At 69.3% G+C, this 18,172-nt stretch carries 16 protein-coding genes; 11 read left to right on the top strand and 5 right to left on the bottom strand.

Annotated features, from left to right (window positions below):
- Window positions 1–81: 81 nt before the first annotated feature.
- Window positions 82–1,125 carry a rod shape-determining protein gene (locus tag VBO01S_RS07705; RefSeq protein WP_056583929.1) on the bottom strand — a complete coding sequence of 348 codons (1,044 nt, stop codon included), beginning with the start codon at window positions 1,123–1,125 and terminating at the stop codon, window positions 82–84.
- A 216-nt stretch (window positions 1,126–1,341) separates the two neighbouring features.
- On the opposite strand from VBO01S_RS07705, the gene gatC reads away from it, so the two are divergent.
- The 3 genes from gatC to gatB are packed head-to-tail and all read left to right on the top strand — an operon-like array spanning window position 1,342 to window position 4,623.
- Window positions 1,342–1,641: an Asp-tRNA(Asn)/Glu-tRNA(Gln) amidotransferase subunit GatC gene (gatC, locus tag VBO01S_RS07700; RefSeq protein WP_056583926.1), complete on the top strand. Its 300-nt coding sequence runs from the start codon at window positions 1,342–1,344 to the stop codon at window positions 1,639–1,641.
- Window positions 1,641–3,131, top strand: coding sequence for an Asp-tRNA(Asn)/Glu-tRNA(Gln) amidotransferase subunit GatA (gatA, locus tag VBO01S_RS07695; protein ID WP_062472717.1), 1,491 nt, complete (start codon window positions 1,641–1,643; stop codon window positions 3,129–3,131). The genes gatC and gatA overlap by 1 nt, the downstream gene beginning before the upstream one ends.
- A gap of 1 nt (window position 3,132) precedes the next feature.
- Window positions 3,133–4,623, top strand: a complete 1,491-nt coding sequence (gene gatB, locus VBO01S_RS07690; protein WP_062472715.1) for an Asp-tRNA(Asn)/Glu-tRNA(Gln) amidotransferase subunit GatB — start codon at window positions 3,133–3,135, stop codon at window positions 4,621–4,623.
- A gap of 46 nt (window positions 4,624–4,669) precedes the next feature.
- Here gatB and VBO01S_RS07685 read toward each other — a convergent pair whose 3' ends face one another.
- Window positions 4,670–5,362 carry a hypothetical protein gene (locus VBO01S_RS07685; RefSeq protein ID WP_062472713.1) on the bottom strand — a complete coding sequence of 231 codons (693 nt, stop codon included), beginning with the start codon at window positions 5,360–5,362 and terminating at the stop codon, window positions 4,670–4,672.
- A 12-nt stretch (window positions 5,363–5,374) separates the two neighbouring features.
- Window positions 5,375–6,055 (bottom strand): orotate phosphoribosyltransferase, encoded by a 681-nt coding sequence (gene pyrE / locus VBO01S_RS07680; protein WP_056583914.1) that lies wholly within the window; start codon window positions 6,053–6,055, stop codon window positions 5,375–5,377.
- Window positions 6,056–6,067: 12 nt separating this feature from the next.
- Between pyrE and VBO01S_RS07675 the strand changes: the two genes are divergently transcribed.
- From VBO01S_RS07675 to VBO01S_RS07660, 4 genes are read left to right on the top strand one after another with little or no spacing between them, the layout of a single operon-like run.
- Window positions 6,068–6,871: an exodeoxyribonuclease III gene (locus VBO01S_RS07675; protein ID WP_062472711.1), complete on the top strand. Its 804-nt coding sequence runs from the start codon at window positions 6,068–6,070 to the stop codon at window positions 6,869–6,871.
- Between the two features lie 15 nt (window positions 6,872–6,886).
- Complete coding sequence (locus tag VBO01S_RS07670) at window positions 6,887–8,251, top strand: hypothetical protein (protein WP_062472709.1); 1,365 nt, start codon at window positions 6,887–6,889, stop codon at window positions 8,249–8,251.
- On the top strand, window positions 8,248–9,057 hold the full coding sequence (locus tag VBO01S_RS07665) for a DUF1266 domain-containing protein (RefSeq protein WP_062472808.1): 810 nt from the start codon (window positions 8,248–8,250) through the stop codon (window positions 9,055–9,057). Before VBO01S_RS07670 ends, VBO01S_RS07665 begins: the two co-directional genes overlap by 4 nt.
- A 16-nt stretch (window positions 9,058–9,073) precedes the next feature.
- Window positions 9,074–11,077, top strand: a complete 2,004-nt coding sequence (locus VBO01S_RS07660; RefSeq protein WP_062472707.1) for a DUF4034 domain-containing protein — start codon at window positions 9,074–9,076, stop codon at window positions 11,075–11,077.
- Between the two features lie 3 nt (window positions 11,078–11,080).
- Here VBO01S_RS07660 and VBO01S_RS07655 read toward each other — a convergent pair whose 3' ends face one another.
- Window positions 11,081–11,980: a LysR family transcriptional regulator gene (locus VBO01S_RS07655; RefSeq protein ID WP_062472705.1), complete on the bottom strand. Its 900-nt coding sequence runs from the start codon at window positions 11,978–11,980 to the stop codon at window positions 11,081–11,083.
- Between the two features lie 72 nt (window positions 11,981–12,052).
- On the opposite strand from VBO01S_RS07655, the gene VBO01S_RS07650 reads away from it, so the two are divergent.
- A complete protein-coding gene (locus VBO01S_RS07650; protein WP_062472703.1) occupies window positions 12,053–13,303 on the top strand; it encodes a flavin-dependent oxidoreductase in 1,251 nt (416 codons plus the stop codon).
- Between the two features lie 40 nt (window positions 13,304–13,343).
- Window positions 13,344–14,306: a tripartite tricarboxylate transporter substrate binding protein gene (locus tag VBO01S_RS07645; protein WP_062472701.1), complete on the top strand. Its 963-nt coding sequence runs from the start codon at window positions 13,344–13,346 to the stop codon at window positions 14,304–14,306.
- An 18-nt stretch (window positions 14,307–14,324) separates the two neighbouring features.
- Here the strand turns inward: VBO01S_RS07645 and VBO01S_RS07640 are convergent, their stop codons facing one another.
- The gene (locus tag VBO01S_RS07640) at window positions 14,325–15,179 is read right to left on the bottom strand and encodes a M48 family metallopeptidase (RefSeq protein WP_062472699.1); all 855 of its coding nucleotides are present in this window, start codon (window positions 15,177–15,179) and stop codon (window positions 14,325–14,327) included.
- A 127-nt stretch (window positions 15,180–15,306) separates the two neighbouring features.
- Between VBO01S_RS07640 and VBO01S_RS07635 the strand changes: the two genes are divergently transcribed.
- Both VBO01S_RS07635 and VBO01S_RS07630 read left to right on the top strand, forming a co-directional pair.
- On the top strand, window positions 15,307–16,701 hold the full coding sequence (locus VBO01S_RS07635; RefSeq protein WP_062472697.1) for an AmpG family muropeptide MFS transporter: 1,395 nt from the start codon (window positions 15,307–15,309) through the stop codon (window positions 16,699–16,701).
- Window positions 16,702–16,856: 155 nt separating this feature from the next.
- A complete protein-coding gene (locus tag VBO01S_RS07630; protein WP_174543630.1) occupies window positions 16,857–18,059 on the top strand; it encodes a beta-ketoacyl-[acyl-carrier-protein] synthase family protein in 1,203 nt (400 codons plus the stop codon).
- Window positions 18,060–18,172: the final 113 nt, after the last annotated feature.

The raw sequence follows: 18,172 nt of genomic DNA, 5'->3' as shown, positions 1-18,172 counted from the left end.
CAGACCCGGCGGTGGTGCGGCATCAAATAACAAAAAGCCGGCCTGCGCAAGCAGAGGCCGGCCGATGATGGCTTTCGCCTTTTACTCGCTCGTGAAGATGCTGCCCAGACGGTCCATGCGCTCCAGGGCGATGCCGCAGCCGCGCACCACGCAGGTCAGCGGGTCTTCGGCCACGAGCACCGGCAGGCCGGTTTCCTCGGCGAGCAGGCGGTCGAGGTCGCGCAGCAGCGCGCCGCCGCCGGTGAGCATCATGCCGCGCTCGGCGATGTCGGCGCCCAGTTCGGGAGGCGTCTGTTCCAGCGCGTTCTTCACGGCCGAGACGATGTTGTTCAGGGGGTCGGTCAGGGCTTCCAGCACTTCGTTGCTGCTGATGGTGAAGCTGCGCGGCACGCCTTCGGAGAGGTTGCGGCCCTTGACTTCCATTTCCTTGACTTCGGAGCCGGGGAAGGCCGAGCCGATGTTCTTCTTGATGACTTCGGCCGTCGGCTCGCCGATCAGCATGCCGTAGTTGCGGCGGATGTAGTTGATGATGGCTTCGTCGAAGCGGTCGCCGCCCACGCGGACCGAACCCTTGTAGACCATGCCGCCCAGCGAGATCACGCCCACTTCGGTGGTGCCGCCGCCGATGTCCACCACCATCGAGCCCGAGGCTTCGCTGACGGGCAGGCCGGCGCCGATGGCCGCGGCCATGGGTTCTTCGATGAGGTAGACGGCGGTGGCGCCGGCGGCTTCGGCCGCGTCCTTGATGGCGCGGCGCTCGACCTGGGTCGAGCCGCAGGGCACGCAGATGATGATGCGCGGGCTCGGCGTGAGCAGCGTGCGCGGGTGCACCATCTTGATGAACTGCTTGATCATCTGCTCGGTGATCACGAAGTCGGCAATGACGCCGTCCTTCATCGGGCGGATGGCCTCGATGTTGCCGGGCACCTTGCCCAGCATGGCCTTGGCTTCGCGGCCGACGGCCTGGATCACCTTCTTGCCATGGGGACCGCCTTCGTGGCGGATCGCGACCACGGAGGGCTCGTCCAGCACGATGCCCTTGTTGCGGGCGAAGATCAGGGTGTTGGCGGTGCCGAGGTCGATCGCCAGGTCGGTGGAGAAGTACCGACGGAAAGCTCCAAACATGTGCGGAATCCTCTGAGCACGGCCTGCGCATCGGCAGGTCGTCGCTCTATTTTTGGGTCGTTTGACGGGGTGAATTGATCGTTTTTGGCGCAAAAGCCGGCGCGTTCGCGGGGGTTGCGGCAAAGGCGGGATAATAACCGAATCCCCTCTGAATCCCGTGTCGGCACCCTCTTCGGCGTGCGATTGCCTCCGGTTTTTTCGACCCGTCAGCCATCTATGTCTCTTTCCGCTTCCGATATTGCACGCATCGCCTCCCTGGCGCGGCTGCAGCTTGCCCCTGATGAAAGCGAGCGCATGCTCACTCAAATCAACGGCTTCTTCGATCTGGTCGAACGCATGCGCGCGGTCGACACCACCGGCGTCGAGCCGCTGGCGCACCCCGTGGCCGCGCTCGAAGACGTGACGCTGCGCCTGCGCGACGACGTCGTGAGCGAGCCGAACAACCGCGAAGCCAACCAGAAGAGCGCCCCGGCCGTCGAAGCCGGCCTGTTCCTCGTGCCCAAGGTGATCGAATGATGAGCAGCGGTGAACTGCACCAATTGAGCGTGGTCGCGCTGGCCAAAGCCCTGGCCGACCGCAAGATTTCGGCCGTCGAGGCCTCGCAGGCCTTCTTGGGCCGCATGAAGGCCCACGAATCGCTCGGCACCTTCGTCGACGTCAACGAAGAAGTCACGCTGGCCCAGGCCCGCGCGGCCGACGCGCTCCTCGCCACCGGCAACGCGCCCGCGCTGGCCGGCGTGCCGATCGCGCACAAGGACATCTTCGTCACCACCGATTTCGCCACCACCGCCGGCTCGAAGATGCTCGCGGGCTACCGCTCGCCCTTTGACGCGACCGTGGTGCGCCGCCTGGCCGAAGCCGGCGCGGTCACGCTGGGCAAGCTCAGCTGCGACGAGTTCGCGATGGGCTCGGCCAACGAGAACGTCGCCGTGCCCGCCGTCGGCCACGACAAGGCGGTGCCGGTGCAGAACCCGTGGAACCGTGAACGCATTCCGGGCGGCTCGTCGGGCGCCAGCGCGGCTGCCGTGGCAGCGCGCCTCGCGCCCGCAGCCACCGGTACCGACACCGGCGGATCGATCCGCCAGCCCGCTTCGTTCTGCGGCGTGACCGGCATCAAACCGACCTACGGACGCGCCTCCCGCTACGGCATGGTGGCCTTCGCATCGAGCCTCGACCAGGCCGGCCCGATGGCCCGCTCGGCCGAAGACTGCGCGCTGCTGCTGTCGGCCTTCTGCGGCCCCGACCTCGACCGCGATTCGACCTCGCTCGACAGGCCCGCCGAGAACTTCAGCCGCTCGCTGAACGACTCGCTCGAAGGCCTGCGCATCGGCGTGCCGAAGGAGTTCTTCGGCGAAGGCGTGGCACCGGGCGTGCGCGCGGCGATTGATGCAGCGCTGTTGCAGTATGAAAAACTCGGCGCCAGGCGCGTCGAGGTCACGCTGCCGCGCACCGAGCTGTCGATTCCCGTGTACTACATCCTGGCCGCGGCCGAAGCGTCGAGCAACCTGAGCCGCTTCGACGGCGTCAAGTTCGGCCACCGCGCCAAGCAGTACAAGGACCTGGCCGAGATGTACGAACGTACGCGCGCCGAAGGCTTCGGCGACGAAGTGAAGCGCCGCATCATGATCGGCACCTACGTGCTCTCGCACGGCTACTACGACGCCTACTACCTGCAGGCGCAGAAGGTGCGCCGCATGATCGCGGACGACTTCCAGCAGGCGTTGACGCAATGCGACGTGATCGCCGGCCCCGCCGCGCCGACCACCGCCTGGAAGATCGGCGAACACGGCGACGACCCCGTGGCCGACTACCTCGCCGACATCTTCACGCTGCCCGCCTCGCTCGCCGGCCTGCCCGGCATGAGCGTGCCCGCGGGCTTCGACGGCGGCATGCCCGTGGGCCTGCAGCTGATCGGCAACTACTTCGGCGAAGCGAAGCTGCTCAACGCAGCGCACCGCTTCCAGCAAGCCACCGACTGGCACACGCGCACGCCGGAGGGCTTCTGACATGAGCGAGACCGTGAACACATTCGAAGCACAACAACAAGGCCGCCCGACCGGCCCGCTGGTGCGCGGCTATGAAGTCATCATCGGCTTCGAGACGCACGCCCAACTGTCGACCGCGAGCAAGATCTTCAGCCGTGCCTCCACGGCCTTCGGCGCCGAGCCCAACACGCAGGCCTGCGCGGTCGACCTGGCACTGCCCGGCACGCTGCCCGTGATGAACAAGGGCGCGGTCGAACGCGCCATCAAGCTGGGCCTGGCGCTGGGCTCGCACATCGCACCGCGCAGCGTGTTCGCGCGCAAGAACTACTTCTACCCCGACCTGCCCAAGGGCTACCAGATCAGCCAGTTCGAGATCCCGGTGGTGCAAGGCGGCGCGGTGTCGTTCTTCCTCGGCGAAGAGAAAAAAACCGTGCGCCTGGTGCGCGCCCACCTCGAAGAAGACGCGGGCAAGTCGCTGCACGAAGACTTCATCGGCCAGAGCGGCATCGACCTGAACCGCGCCGGCACGCCGCTGCTGGAGATCGTGACCGAGCCCGACATGCGCTCCACCGCCGAGGCCGTGGCCTATGCGAAGGAGCTGCACAAGATCGTCACGTGGATCGGCATCTGCGACGGCAACATGCAGGAAGGCAGCTTTCGCTGCGACGCCAACGTGTCGGTGCGCAAGCCCGGCGAGAAGCTCGGCACGCGCCGCGAGATCAAGAATCTGAACAGCTTCAAGTTCATGCAGCAGGCGATCGACTACGAGATCAACTCGCAGATCGACGAGCTCGAAGAAGGCCGCGCCATCGAACAGGCCACCGTGCTGTTCGATCCCGCCACCGGCGAGACGCGCACCATGCGCACCAAGGAAGACGCGGCCGACTACCGCTACTTCCCCGATCCGGACCTGCCGCCCCTCGTGGTGGCCGCCGAGTGGATCGAGCGCGTGCGTGCCACGATGCCCGAGCTGCCGCGCGCCACGGCCGAGCGCTATGTGCGCGACCACGGCCTGTCGGAATACGACGCCGCGCAGCTCACGCAAGGCGCGGCGCTGGCGCAGTACTTCGACGATGCGGTGAACGCCGGTGCAGCGCCCAAGCTGGCCAGCAACTGGATCACCGGCGAGATGGCACGCCGCCTGAACGCCGCCGAGATCGGCATCGAGGCCGCACCCGTGAAGGCCGCGCAGCTCGCGCAGCTGGTGACGCGCATCGCCGACGGCACGCTGCCCAACAACGCCGCGCGCCAGGTGTTCGAGGCGCTGTGGAGCGGCGAAGGCAGCGATGTCGACGCGATCATCGAAGCGAAAGACCTCAAGCCGATGAACGACACCGGCGCACTCGACAAGATCCTCGACGAGGTGATAGCCAAGAACGCGAAGAACGTCGAGGAATACCGTGGCGGCAAGGAAAAGGCGCTCAACGGCCTCGTGGGCCAGGTCATGAAGGCCAGCGGCGGCAAGGCGAACCCTGCGCAGGTCACCGAGCTGCTGAAAGCCAAGCTGGGCTGATCACGAGCGAGCCCCGGGGCCTTGCGCCAGGCCCCGGCGGGTCCGTTCAGCGCGGGTTGCCGCCGTTCTGCGGCGACCAGAGCGTCTTCAGGCGCCCGCGCTCTTCGTCGAAGCGCGCATTCACGCGCTTCTTCTCGTCTTCCTGCTCCGTGATGAAGCGGTTCTGCACGGCCACGCTCTGCGTGTTGTCCTCGATGCGGCGGCGCACGGCGCCGGGCGCCTTGCTCGTGTCCTGCTTGTAGAACTCGAGCTCTTCGTCGATCTTCTTGCGGTCGTCGGCGAGCTCGACGAGGCGCTTCTTCGCGGCCTGGATCACGGCGTCGATCTGCGACAGGGCCTCGACGCGCTCGCGGTCGTGCGTGGTGGCGTTGGGGTAGCGCACCAGCAGCGCGCGCTCGCGGCGGCGCTCGTCGATGAGCCGTGCGGCCTGGATGGCGGCTTCGCGCGCGCGGTCCTCGCGCTCCTGCTGCTCGCGCGCCGTGTAGGTCGGCTCCAGCTTGCGGCGCACCGTGCCGCTCGGGCCCAGTTCGCGCTGCTCGCGGTCGCTGCACTCGGCGATCGGCCGGTCGGCCGTGAGCGTGCGCCCGCGCGCGTCGACGCAGGTGTAGATGCCGACACCGGGCCCGTCCGTCCTGGCAGGCTGGGCCAGCGCCGTTGCGCACGACGACAGGGCCACCAGGCTCAGCCACAGCGACGCCACGGCGGCAGCAGAAGAGGGATCGCGCGCGGGGCGTCGCATCAGCGCTGCGTCTCAGGCGCCGTAGCGCGTGCGGTAGGCCAGCACGCGCTCGCGGTGCGCGCCGAGGTCGGCGGCGGCATTGCCCGAGAGGTAGCTCAGCAGGTCGTCCAGCGTGGCGATGGGCACCACTGCGAGGCCGAGCTGGTTGCGCACGTACTGCACGGCGCTGTGGTCCACGTCGACGCCGTTCTCGGTGGCTTTTTCCTGCCGGTCCAGGGCGATGGCCACGGCATGCGGCGTGGCGCCCGCGGCCTGGATCGCGGCGATCGATTCGCGCACCGCGGTGCCGGCCGACATCACGTCGTCGACGATCAGCACGCGGCCCTTGAGGGGCGCGCCCACGAGGTTGCCGCCTTCGCCGTGCGCCTTGGCTTCCTTGCGGTTGTACGCGAAGGGGTAGTTGCGGCCCCGGCGGGCCAGCTCGGCGGCCACGGTGGCGCCCAGCGGGATGCCCTTGTAGGCGGGGCCGAAGATCATGTCGAACTCGAGGCCGCTTTCGACCAGGCGGTCTGCATAGAATCCGGCGAGCCGCGCGATCTTGGCGCCGTCGTCGAAGAGGCCCGAATTGAAGAAATACGGGCTCATGCGACCGGCCTTGGTCTTGAATTCGCCGAAGCGAAGCACGCCGGCGTCGAGCGCGAACTGGACGAAGTCCTGTGCCACCGCGCTGCTTGTCTGACCGTCTACAGCCATTGGAAATTCCTTGTGTTCAAACTGACCAGTCTCAATCTCAATGGCCTGCGCTCGGCGGCCACCAAGGGCGTCGCCGACTGGGTGGCCGAACTCGCGCCGGATTGTATTTGCATGCAGGAGATCCGCGTCCAGGCCAGCGATGTCGAAGGCCGCTTCGAGCAGATGGCCGGCCTGCAGGGCCACTTCCACTTTGCCGAGAAAAAAGGCTACGCGGGCACCGCCATCTACACGAAGCATGCGCCCAGCGCCGTGGTGGTGGGCTGGGGTGATCCCGAATTCGACGCCGAAGGCCGCTACCTCGAGCTGCGCTTCGACACGCCCAAGCGCAAGTTCTCGGTCATCAGCTGCTACTTCCCAAGCGGCAGCTCGGGCGAGGAGCGCCAGGCCGCCAAGTTCCGCTTCCTGAAGGGCTTCTTCCCGCACCTGCTGGCGCTGAAGAAGGAGCGCGAGTTCATCCTGTGCGGCGACATCAACATCGCGCACCAGGAAATCGACCTGAAGAACTGGCGCGGCAACCAGAAGAACAGCGGCTTCCTGCCCGAAGAACGCGCCTGGATGACGCGCCTGCTCGACGCCGGCACCGAAGGCGCGGGCCTGGTGGACGTGTACCGCCGCCTCAAGCCCGACACCACGGGCGACGCCTACACCTGGTGGAGCAACCGCGGCCAGGCCTACGCGAACAACGTGGGGTGGCGGCTGGACTACCACCTGGCCACGCCGGCGATGGGCGCGCTGGCGCGCACCGAGGCGATCTACAAGACGGTCAAGTTCAGCGACCACGCGCCGATCACGGTGGAGTACGACTTCACGCTGTAAGTCGCCCGCCCGTCGATGCCGATCCCGACTCCGTCTCCGTCCACGACCCCGTCCTCGCCGCCCACGGCCGCGGCGACGGCGGTGTACCTGCCGCGCGACGTGGTGAACGCGCCCGAGGTGAAGGCCGCGATCGCGCGCCGCAGCGCCGAGCGCGGCGACGACGCCGACATGGCGGCCTGGCTGCTGAACCACTTCTTCCGCTGGGCCATCGGCAGCTTCGGCAACGTGCTGCCGGTGCAGTCGCCCGTCGACTACCTGGCCGCGGCCGGGCCCGACAAGCCGCTGCCCGAGTGGCTGGCCAAGCAGCTGCAGCCGCGCACCCCTGTCGCGGTGAACGCGGCGTCCGCGCAGGACAAGGAAAAGTCCAAGGGCAACAAGGGCAACACGGCCGAATCGCCCGCCGCCGAAGCCGCTCCGAAGACTTTCTACTACCTCGACCCCGATCACCTGCTGCTGGTCGACCGCGAACGCATGCTGGTCGAGTTTTTGCGTTCGCGGCGCGGCACGCGGCTCGAACAGAAGCTGCAGCGCATCACCTGCTTCATGGCCATGGCCCTGTGGGAGCAGGAGCACCAGCGCATGCAGGCCAAGCGCAACAAGGGCTGGGTGCCCAGCAGCGGCCTGGCGCTGAAGGAAGTGCTGCGCACGCCCAACGGCGTGATCTTCGAGTTCATCGGCAGCCATGCGGCCTTGCGCGAAGAGATGGCCTACGAGTCGTTCCACATGCAGCACTGCCTGGGCCAGTTCGCCAACATCAAGAAGCTCAATGGCGGCTACGGCGAGCAGTACGCCAGCGCCGCGCAGAGCGGCCGGCTGCGCCTGTTCACGCTGCGCAGCGCGGGCAACCTGCCGCACGTGACCATCAGCCTCGAAGTGCACGCCGACGGGCTGCGCGTCGACCAGATCAAGGGCAAGCAGAACCGCCACCCGATCCGCAAGTACGCGGACGACGTGCTGCAGTTTCTGCGCACGCTGCCGCCGCGCGGCGAGCGCCACAGCGACTGCGAGGGCATGGGCCTGGTGTTCGAGCCCGAGGCCTCGGACACCGCCCGGGGCGAATGGAAGTTCGTCACCGACGTACAGAGCCCCGACTTTCTGCTCAGCGTGATGAGCGGCAACTTCCACCTGATCGAGCACTTCGAGCAGCCGCCGCCGGCGCTGCAATGGCTGCTGCTGCGCATCGCGCCGCACGAGCTGGCGCGGCTGCGCCAGATGGACGTGGCGGTGGCCGCCGCCGCACGGCTGACGCTGCCCCCGAACCGGTTGCCGCCGTCGCTGCAGGCGGCCCCCACGCAGGCGCCCGCCACGATGCTGGAGATCGAAGGCATCTCGCTGAGCGCCGCCGTGTGCGCGCCGCCGCTGGGAGCGGCATTGCCATGACGCAGGCCATCGTCATCGTTGTGTTCCTGGGCCTGCTGTACCTCGGGGTGCGCATCGCGTGGTTCATCGTGCGCACCGCGTTCCGCCTCGTCGTGCGCGGCTCGGGCACGGCGATCGGCCACATGGAAAAGGCCAACGCCGACCTCGCGGTGCGCGCGGCGCAGGCCAGAGCCGATGCCGGCAAGGTGGTGCCCAACCGCCGCCGCTGGGCGCTGGCGCTCGGCGACATCCTGCTGCTGCGCAACGGCCTGCGCTGCGACAGCGACACGCTGGCGCTCGACGTGCCCGCCGAGCAGCGCCAGCGGCTGGCCAAGCAGGTGCTGCGCGAAATGAACATGGCCGCCGACCTGCCCGAGCGCGACATCGCCACGCAGATGCAGGCCGCGCTCGTCGGCTGGGTCGGCGGGCTCGGCCGCACCCACGCCAATTTCTACGAACAGCTCGCGGCCGAGGGCCAGGTGCGCGACGCGCTGGCCTTCGACTGCGCGCGCACCGCCTTCCTGGTGCGCTGCATCGCGCTGCTGGGCTGGGTGCCCGAGTCGCAGGCCTGGCTGGTGCTGTTCCTCAACGCACAGCGCGCGCAGGACAGCTTCGAGAGCTGGGAAGACTTCGGCCACGCCTATGCGCGGGCGCGGCTGCACTGGCTGCGCATCAGCAGCCAGGACGGCCCCGCCTCGTCGCGCGCCACGCTGGAAGTGCAGGAGCACCTGCAGAACACCCAGGGCAACTGGCTCACGCTGCCCTGGAAGCGCTACCGCATCTTCGATCCCCAACCCGTCACTCTCGCCCCTGCCGCGTCGGCCTGACGCGCGAGCCCCGCCCATGACCACCCACACGCCCCCCGCCGCAGCGACCGTGATTCCCCCCGCCCCCGCGCGCTGGAAGCTGTGCGACATCGACACGCTGCTGCGCGCCGGCGATTACGCCGCACTCGACCAGCGGCTCGACGACGCGCTGGCCGCCAGCTTTCAAGACCGCGACGAGGAAGAGCGCTACTACGGCGCCTTGCCCGACGACCTGGCCGGCTGCACCGCCGACGGCGCCGAAGGCCTGGCCCGCCTGGCCGCGTGGCAGGCCGCCCGCCCTCAATCGGCCCACGCCTGGCTGTGCGAAGCGCACTACTGGTACCACTGGGCCTACGAGTACCGCGGCTCCGGCTGGGCCAGCACGGTCACCGCGCTCGGCTGGGAATGCGCCCATGCCTGCGCCACGCGCTGCGCCGTCGCCGCGCTGCGTGCCCTCACGCTCGCGCCCACGATGTGGACCGCCTGCGCCCTGCTGCTGCAGAGCACCTCGGCCTTCAACGAGCCCGACTGGCTGACCGAGCTGGTGCGCAGCGGCCGCTGGCCCGACAAGCCGCTGCAGCACGACTTTTCGCTGGACGACGATGCGGCCACCCGCGACGAGCTGCTGGCACAGCTCGCGCGCTCCGGCCTCGCGCACGACGAGCGCGTCGCCTGCCCCGAGGCCGTGCCCACCGCCCTGCCCTCGCCCGTGCAGGGCCGCAAGGTGATCAGCGGCACGTCCTACTGGATCCACGCCACGCTGCACGTGCACCCGCGGCTGTTCTTCTTCATGCGCCAGTGCGTCTGGTTCCAGCAGCCGCGCTGGGGCGGCAGCCACGAGCGCGTGCGCGCCTTCATCGCCTCGCCCGCCTGCGCCCACCTGAGCGAGGTCGAGAAAGACCGGCTGCGCCACGAGATCTGGCGCGACGAATACCAGGGCAACGCGGTCGACAAGGACGAAGACCCGGCCGAAGCCCAGCAGCGCATGGCCGCCACGCGCCAGCGCGCCCAGGAGGCGCTCTACCCCTACCACCGCTGGGAAACCCTGCGCTGGCTGGCCGTGAGCCACTACATGCTCGACCAGCACGCCGAAGCGCTGGCCTGCCTGCGCGAGGCCGAGAGCCACCACCCCATCGACGACGACTACGCGATGAACATGGCGGTGCACGTCGCCCTGGAGCAGGACCCCGACGGCCAGTGGCTGGGCCAGGCCATCTGCAACAGCGCCAACGCCTACGAATGCAACACCGCGCTGATCCTGCACGGCTACTGCAGCCTGAAGGGCGCCTTCGGCTTCGTGCCCAACGCGGCGACCGGCAACGCCTGGCTGGCGGCCGCGCGCGAACGCAACGCCGGCACCGAGAACTGGGACGACCTGGCGCGCGCGCTGTGGCGCGTGCCGCGCAACCAGGAAGCCTTCGAGATCCTGGAGATGGGGCTGGCCGCCGGCGACAAATCGTGCCTGCTCACGCTCGGCATCTTCCACGCGGGCGGCGAGCACGGTACCAAGGACCGGCAGCAGGCGATGCACTGCTACGGCCAGGCGGCACAGGCCGGCAACAGCGTCGCAGCCTACAAGCTGGGCTACCTCTGCCACGACATGGCCTGGGAAGACGCCACGCCCGCGGCGCAGCGCCCCGCGCTGCAGGCGCAGGCGGTCGAGGCCATGCTGAAGGCCCGCGAGCTGGGCCACGACGACGCCACCGAGGGCGCGTTGATGTTCATCAGCGACCTGTCCGACATCCCCGTGCGACACCGCCACCTGGACTTCGTGCGCGAGCACGCGACCAACGGCGACGCCATCGCCATGGCCACGCTGTCGACCCTGCTGGCCGACGCCAACGACAAGGTGCTCTACAACTACCGCGAGAGCGTGCGCTGGATCATGGGCGCGCAGGCCGTGGCGCCCGAGGACGAGTTCGTGGTGAACGTCACCAAGAACACCCACCAGGACGGCTTCCTGTCGTCCACGCTCTACAAGCTCACGCGCCGGCAGATCAAGGCGCACGAGATTCCCGGCGGCGACAACGCGATGGTGTAACGGCTAGCGGGACAGCGCAGGCAGCGCCTTCGCCAGCGTCTCGCTGAAGGCGCGCATCGCCTCGGTCTCGTGCGTGCCGCGCTTGGTCAGGCGAAAGAAGTCCATGCCCACGCGCGGTTTCAGCAGCACGTCGGTCTTCACGCGGTGACGGCGGCAGGCCGCGAGCGCGAAGGTGGGCATCACGGCGGTGCCGAAGCCGGCCTCGACCATCGAGATCAGCGTGCCGAAGAAGTTGAAGGCGGGCCGCTGCGCGTCGGCCAGACCGATCTCGCCGAGCTGTCGTTCGATCACCTTCTGGATCGGGTTGCCGGGCGGCAGGCCGATCAGCGTGGCGCCGCGCAGCGCGGACCAGGGCGCGGTGCCGACCGGTTCGCCGTCGGCCGTGGCCTGCGTGACGCGCATCAGCTCGAAACGCCCCACGGGCGTGCGGTCGAGCCCCGCCGCGGCCTTGAAAAAGAAGCCCAGGCCGAGGTCGGCCTCGCCCGCGGCCACCATCGCTTCCACGTCGCGCAGGTCGGCGTCGAAGAGGCGCAGCACGACCTGCGGATGCGCGGCGCGAAAGCTCGCGAACACCCAGGGCAGCAGGTGCGAGGACACCAGCGGCGTGGCCGCGATGCGCAGCGTCTGGCGTGCCGCGTCGCCCTCGGCGCCGAGTTCGGCGGCCACGTCATCGAGGTCGGTGACGAGCCGTTCCACCACCGGCAGCAGCCGCCGGCCGGCCGGCGTGAGGCTCACCATGCGCGTGGTGCGGTCGAACAGGCGGCAGCCGAGCTGCTTCTCCATCTCGCGGATCAGGATGCTCAGGCCGGCCTGGGTGATGTGCGCCTGCTCCGCCGCGCGGGTGAAGTTGCCGATGCGCGCCACCTGCAGGAAGGCGCGCATCTGGCGCGTGGTCAGGTTCATAAGGATTCATGATAAATCCATATCACATCTAAATTTTCCATATGCATCGTTTGCGGTCCCAATACGGACCCCATGAGCACCGCACCTAACGAAGTCATCATCCTCGGCGCCGGCATCGGCGGCCTGACCCTCGCCCTGAGCCTGCACCAGGCCGGCATCGCCTGCCGCGTGTACGAGGCCGTGCCCGCGCTGCGCCCGCTCGGCGTGGGCATCAACCTGCTGCCGCATGCGGTGCGCGAGCTCTCCGAGCTGGGCCTGCTCGACGCGCTCGACGCCGTGGGCGTGCGCACGCAGGAGGCGGTCTTCTTCACCGAGCACGGCCAGCTCGTGTTCCGCGAGCCCGCCGGTCAGCACGCGGGCTACGACTGGCCGCAGTACTCGATCCACCGCGGCGACCTGCAGACCGTGCTGCTGAACGAAACCTTGAAGCGCCTGGGCCCCGACAGCGTGCAGTGCGGCCACCGCTGCACCGGCGTCGAACAGGACGCCGACGGCGTGACGGTGCACTTTGCCGACGGCCGCGCGCCGGTGCGCGGCGCGGTCGCGGTGGGCTGCGACGGCATCCACTCGGCGCTGCGCAAGCAGCTGTATCCGAACGAGGGCGCGCCGCGCTATTCGGGCATCAACATGTGGCGCGGCACCGCGGCCTGGAAGCCCTTTCTCTCGGGCGGCAGCATGGTGCGCGCGGGCTGGCTCACCGTCGGCAAGATGGTGATCTACCCGATCCGCAACGACATCGACGACCAGGGCCGCCAGCTCGTGAACTGGGTGGCCGAGATCCACGCGCCCCAGCCCGCGATGCGCGACTGGAGCCGCGCCGGGCGCCTCGAGGACTTCCTGCCCGCCTTCGCCGACTGGCACTTCGACTGGCTCGACGTGCCCGCGCTGATCCTGGCCTCCGACACCATCCTGGAGTACCCGATGGTCGACCAGGACCCGCTGCCGCGCTGGAGCCACGGCCGCCTCACGCTGCTGGGCGACGCCGCGCACCCGATGGTGCCGCGCGGCTCCAACGGCGCGGGCCAGGCGATCATCGACGCGCGCTTTCTCGCCGGTGCGATGAAGCGCGAAGGCGTGGGCATCGCGGCGCTCGACACCTACGACCGCGTGCGCGTGAAGGCCACCACCGACGTGGTGCTGACCAACCGCAGCAACCCGCCCGACACCATCCTGCGCGAGGTGTTCGAGCGTTCGGGCGGCCAGCGCGTCGAGAACCTCGACGCGATCGTCACGCAGCAGGAACTGCAGGCGATCTCCGACCACTACAAGCGCGTGGCCGGCTACGACCCGGCGGCGCTGAAGGCGCGCGCGTCATACCTCTGAGCGCCGGCACATTCACAGATCAAGACGGAGACAAGACCCCATGAGATTTCTGACCCGAACCTTCGCCACCCTGCTGGTTGCGGCCAGCGCCGCCGCGGCCCATGCCTGGCCCGACCAGCCAGTGACGCTGGTGGTGCCCTACACGCCCGGCACCGGCATCGACCTGATCGCACGCCAGCTCTCGGCCCGCCTGCCCGCCGTGCTCGGCCAGCCGGTGATCGTGGAAAACCTGGCCGGCGCCAGCGGCAACATCGGCAGCGAGAAGGTGGCACGCGCCAAGCCCGACGGCTACACGCTGCTGGTGCAGGTCAACACGCTGGTGATGAACAAGGGCCTGTACAAGTCGCTCGCCTACGACCCGGTAGCCGACTTCACGCCGGTGTCGCAGACCTCGTGGGGCACACTGCTGCTGGTGACCAACCCGGCCACCCAGAAGGCGGGCTCGCTCGCGCAGCTGGTGGCCACCGCCAAGGCCAACCCCGGCAAGCTGACCTACGCCACGCCCGGTGTCGGCACGCCGCACCACCTGTCGATGGCGCTCCTGATGCAGGGCACCGGCACCGACCTGCTGCACGTGCCCTACAAGGGCACGGCCGGCGCCGTGACCGACCTGCTGGGCGGGCGCATCGATGCGATGTTCCTGCCGGTGCACGTGGCGCTGCAGCACATCCAGGCCGGCAAGCTCAAGGCGCTCGCCACCGGCAGCGGCCACCGCCTGCCGCAGTTGCCCGACGTGCCCACCCTGGCCGAGGCCGGCGTGACCGCCGACAACGTCGACATGTGGTACGGCGTGCTCGCGCCCAAGGGCACGCCGGCCAACGTGGTGGCGCGGCTGAACACGGAGATCGCCGCGGTGCTGAAGTCGCCCGAAGTGGCGAAGTCCTTCGAGTCGCAGGGCATGGTGCCCGCCAGCTCGACGCCGGCGGCGTTCGGCGCGCTGATCCAGAAGGATGCGCAGCGCTGGGCGACGGTGGTGAAGAAGGGGAACATCACCGCCGACTGAACGCGGCGGGAAGCGCAGCTACTTGCGCGCAGCCGCCCGGTACAGGTTCTCGACCTTCGGCACGTTCGCCTCGAGCTTGGCGATGCGGTCCGGCCCGCTCGGGTGGGTCGACAGGAAGCTCAGGCCGCCCTGGTTCTTGGAGGCGGTGGCCATCTTCTTCCACAGCGACACCGAGGCCTGCGGGTCGTAGCCCGCGCGCGCGGCGAGCTCCAGGCCCACGAGGTCGGCGTCGGTCTCGTCGCTGCGGCTGAACTTCAGGGTGATGAGCTGCGTGCCGGCGCGCGCCGCGAGGTCGCCGACCTGGCCGAGCCCCAGCAGCTGCGCGCCGATGGACAGCGCCGCGCCGGTGCCGACGCTCTTGGCCATGCGGGCGCGGGCGTGTTCGCGCAGCGCGTGCGCCATTTCATGGCCCATGACCATCGCGACCTCGTCGTCGCTCAGCTTGAGCTGCTCGAGGATGCCGGTGAAGAAGGCGATCTTGCCGCCGGGCATGCAGAAGGCGTTGATCTGCTTGCTGCCGATCAGGTTCACCTCCCACTTCCACTCGCGGGCGCGGGTGTTCCACGGCAGGGCGAAGGGAATGAGCCGCTGCGCGATGGTGCGCAGGCGCTGCAGCTGCGGGTTGCCGTCGCCGGCCAGTGCGCCCTTGGCGCGCGCCTGTGCGAGCAGCTGGCCGTACTGCTGCACGCCGGCCGCCTCGATCTGGTCGGCGGGCACGAGGTTGCGCGCCACCGAGGCATTGCCGACATTGACCTGCGCCAGCGCCGGCGCGCTCAGCGCCGCACCGGCGGCGGCCAGCAGGAAGGCCCGGCGCGGGTTCCATGCCGAGGCTTCGGAGAGGGCGGAAAGGGGGCGTTCGCATCGTGTGCACATAGGTGCCCGGATGATAGGAACAAATGAAGACAAGTGGGCGCGCCGATGTCCCCGGCACTCCACGAAAACCTCCGCCTTCGGCTGCGGTGCGAGTGCCTTCGGGCGGCCGGGCGGCCGGGCGGCACTCATGGACAATCCCCCACTCATGTCCGCACCGCCCGCCGAACCCACCCAAGCCCCCGCGAGCACCGCGCTGCCCTGGCGCGACGCGCTCAAGGTCTACCTCGAACCCGCCACCCTGCGCATGCTCGCGCTGGGCTTCTCGGCCGGCCTGCCGCTGCTGCTGGTGCTGGGCACGCTGAGTTTCCGGCTGCGCGAGGCGGGCATCGACCGCACCACCATCGGCTACCTGAGCTGGGTCGGGCTGGCCTATGGCTTCAAGTGGGTCTGGGCGCCGCTGGTCGACCGGCTGCCGCTGCCGCCGCTGACCACGTTGCTGGGGCGCCGGCGCGGCTGGCTGCTGCTGGCGCAGGGCATGGTGATCGTCGGGCTGGTCGGCATGGCGATGAACGACCCGCGCCTGGGGCTGCAGCCACTGATCTGGTGCGCGCTGCTGGTGGCCTTCGGCTCGGCCACGCAGGACATCGCGCTGGACGCCTTCCGCATCGAATCGGCCGAGACGCGCAAGCAGGCCGCGCTGGCCGCCGCCTATCAAACGGGCTACCGGCTGGCGATGATCTGGGCCGGCGCCGGCGTGCTGTGGGTCGCGGCCTGGGCCGAGGTGGCGCCCGCCGTGGCCGTCACCGGCGCGGCGGCGTACCAGAACGGCGCCTGGAAGACGGCCTACCTCGTCATGGCGGCCTCGATGGCGGTCGGCGTGCTCACGGTGCTGCTGTCGCCCGAACCGGTGCGGCGCGTGCTGCCGAAGGCGAAGAACGCGGGCGAATGGCTGCGAAGCGTGCTGATCGAGCCTTTTGCCGACTTCATCCGCCGCTACAAGTGGCAAGCCGCGCTGATCCTGGCGCTGATCGCCATCTACCGCATCAGCGACGTGGTGATGGGCATCATGGCCAACCCCTTCTATGTGGACATGGGCTTCACCAAGGACCAGGTGGCCACGGTCAGCAAGATCTACGGCGTGATCATGACGCTGGTGGGCGCCTTCGTGGGCGGCGTGCTGTCGATGCGCCTGGGCGTGATGCGGGTGCTGATGCTGGGCGCCGTGCTGAGCGCCGCGAGCAACCTGCTGTTCGCCTGGCTGGCCACGCGCGGGCACGACCTGACGGCGCTGATCGCGGTGGTCTCGGCCGACAACCTGGCCGGCGGCATCGCCTCGGCGGCCTTCATCGCCTACCTGTCGAGCCTGACCAACATCAGCTACTCGGCCACGCAGTACGCGCTGTTCAGCTCGCTGATGCTGCTGCTGCCGAAGTTCATCGCCGGTTATTCGGGCGCGTTTGTCGACGCCTACGGCTACAGCACCTTCTTCACCGCCACCGCGCTGCTGGGCGCGCCGGTGCTGCTGCTGGTGGCGCTGGCCTCGCGCATGGCGGCCCGCACAGGCGACGGCGAGCGTCAATAGGGCCTGCGCCGGAGCTGTCATCTATAGGAAACAGCCGACGCAACCTGATACGCAACGCTGGTAGGCTGCGACATTCATTGCGTGAAAATTGCGCTTTCCCGCTTTTTCTTCTGTCGCCGACGCCCTTTCGCCTGTCGCCTGTCCCCACATCCATCGTGCCGTCCCGAATTTCTCCCCTTCAAATCAGTGCCTACACGGCCACCTCGGCCGTCGGCGTCGGCAAAGAAGCGCACGCCGACGCACTCGCGCACTCCCGCAGCGGCCTGCGCGCCAACGACTTCGGCGAGGCACCGCTGCCGACCTGGATCGGCCGTGTCGACGGCCTGGAAGACGTGCGCCTGCCCGAATCGGCCGCGTTCTGGGACTGCCGCAACAACCGGCTGGCCTGGCTGGGCCTGCAGGCCGACGGCTTCCTCGAGGCGGTCGCGGCCGCGCGCCAGAAGTACGGTGCCACGCGCATCGCGCTAGTGCTCGGCACCTCCACGGCCAGCATCGGCGAGACCGAGCTGGCCTACACGCAGCTCGACGCCGACGGCAACTTTCCGCCGGACCAGCGCCGCGCGGCCGTCCACACGCCGCATTCGCTGGCCATGTTCGTGCAGCAGGTGCTGGGCATCGACGGCCCGAGCGAGACGATTTCCACCGCCTGCTCGTCCAGCGCCAAGGTGTTCGCCTCGGCCGAGCGCCTGATCCGCCTGGGCCTGGCCGACGCGGCCGTGGTCGGCGGCGCTGACACACTGTGCGGCAGCGTGCTGTTCGGTTTCAACTCGCTGGAGCTGGTCTCCACCGAGCCCTGCCGCCCCTTCGACGCCGACCGCAAGGGCATCAGCCTGGGCGAGGCGGCCGGCTTCGCGCTGGTCGAGCGCGTGCAGGCCGGCGAGAGCGCCACGCAGCTGCTGGGCTACGGCGAAGCGAGCGACGCACACCACATGTCGACGCCACACCCCGAGGGCCTGGGCGCCGAGCGCGCACTCGACGACGCGCTGGCGCGCGCGGGCCTGGCCGCCGACGCCATCGACTACATCAACATGCACGGCACGGCGAGCCAGAAGAACGACGAGGTCGAGGGCGCGCTGGTGGCACGCCGCTTCCCGGCGCGCACGCACGCCAGCTCGACCAAGGGCTTCATGGGCCACACGCTGGGCGCCGCGGGCATCGTCGAGGCCGTGGTCTGCCTGCTGGCGATCGAGCGCGGCCTGATGCCGGGCACGGTCAACACGCGCACGCTGGACGAAGGCTTCGGCCCGCAGATCAAGCTCGAACCTGCCACGGGCGAGGTGCGCTACGCGCTCTCCAATTCCTTCGGTTTCGGCGGCAACAACTGCGCGCTGGTCTTCGGCAAGGCGGTCAACGCATGAACACGCCTCCGACGCTCTACATCGAAGGCCCCGCCTTCTGGACCCCCACGCTGCCCGGCTGGGAGGCCGCGCGCGCGGCCTTCCGCGGCGAAGGCGCGCTGGCCGATCCGCCC

The organism is Variovorax boronicumulans NBRC 103145 (assembly GCF_001591345.1).
Lineage (GTDB): Bacteria > Pseudomonadota > Gammaproteobacteria > Burkholderiales > Burkholderiaceae_C > Variovorax > Variovorax boronicumulans.
The sequence above is the reverse complement of the archived record's forward strand: the minus strand, read 5'-3'. Positions and strand labels throughout refer to the sequence as shown.